At 62.3% G+C, this 1107-nt stretch carries 1 protein-coding gene; it reads right to left on the reverse strand.

The window, feature by feature from the left end:
• Positions 1-1107, reverse strand: a protein-coding gene (locus KTJ87_RS18130) for an IS3 family transposase (protein ID WP_267140559.1) whose coding sequence is annotated in 2 segments (ribosomal slippage) — positions 1-855 and positions 855-1107 — 1108 coding nt annotated over the 2 segments. Because the reading frame shifts where the segments join, the coding sequence is not laid out codon by codon here. This gene is flagged as partial in the annotation.

Genomic DNA, 1107 nt, shown 5'->3' on the forward strand with positions numbered 1-1107 from the left:
TTCGCTCGAAGGCGATGGGGCTCTGGAAGCCGAGCGATGAATGCCGCCTGACGGGATTATAGAACCCGTCGATGTATCTGGCGATGGCGTTTTCGGCTTGCTGGCGGGTTTGCCATGCGATCGGCCAGATCAGCTCCGACTTGATGGTCTTGAAGAAGGTCTCGACCATCGAGTTGTCGTAGCAGTTCCCCTTGCCGCTCATGGAGATCAGGATGCCGCGTTTTCGGAGCGCAGCCTGATAGTCGACAGAGCAGTATTGCGATCCACGATCGGAATGATGGATCAGCCCCGGCGCAGGTTCGCGGTTCACAATGGCGCGACGCAGAGCCTCGACTGCGAGGCCGCGCTTGAGTCGGTCACTCGTCGCCCAGCCGACGACCCGCCGCGAGTGGAGGTCGAGCACGACCGCGAGATAGAGCCAGCCCTGCGCCGTCCAGATGTAGGAGATGTCGGCGCCCCATTTCCGATCCGGCTGTTCGGCTTCGAAGTCCTGGGCGAGCAGGTTCGGGGCGACCGGCCAGGCGTGTTCGCTGTCCGTGGTCCGCTTGAACCGCCGCTTTTGACGGGCCACGAGGCCATTCTCCCGCATCAGCCGCGCCGTGCGATGACGCCCGATCTGATGGCCTTCGTCGATCAGGTCGCGATGCATGCGTGGACTGCCATAGGTGCCGTTCGACAGGGCGAACACCGTGCGAATGTGGGCAAGATGGACCATGTCCTGCTTCTGGCGCTGACAGGCCGGGCGGTCACGCCAGGCGAAGAACCCGCTCTGGCTGATATCCAGGACCCGGCACATGCGGCTGATGGGAAAGCTGGCCTTCTCCGCCTCGATGAAGGCAAAGCTCATCGACTTGCGTCTTTCGCGAAGAAGGCCGCGGCTTTTTTTAGGATGTCGCGCTCCTGCTTCAGAACTGCGTTCTCACGTCGCAACCGCTTCAGTTCAGCATGCAGATCGACCGATGCCTCAACCGGCTCACCGGTATCCCGCTCGCGACTGAGCCAGCGCGTAAGTGTCGAAAGCCCAATCCCCAAATCTTCCGCGATCTCGCGCCGTGTCCGACCGCTGGTCAGTGCCAGCCTGACCGCTTCGCGCCGAAACTCTGGCGT

This window comes from Anianabacter salinae (genome assembly GCF_019061145.1).
Lineage (GTDB): Bacteria > Pseudomonadota > Alphaproteobacteria > Rhodobacterales > Rhodobacteraceae > Anianibacter > Anianibacter salinarum.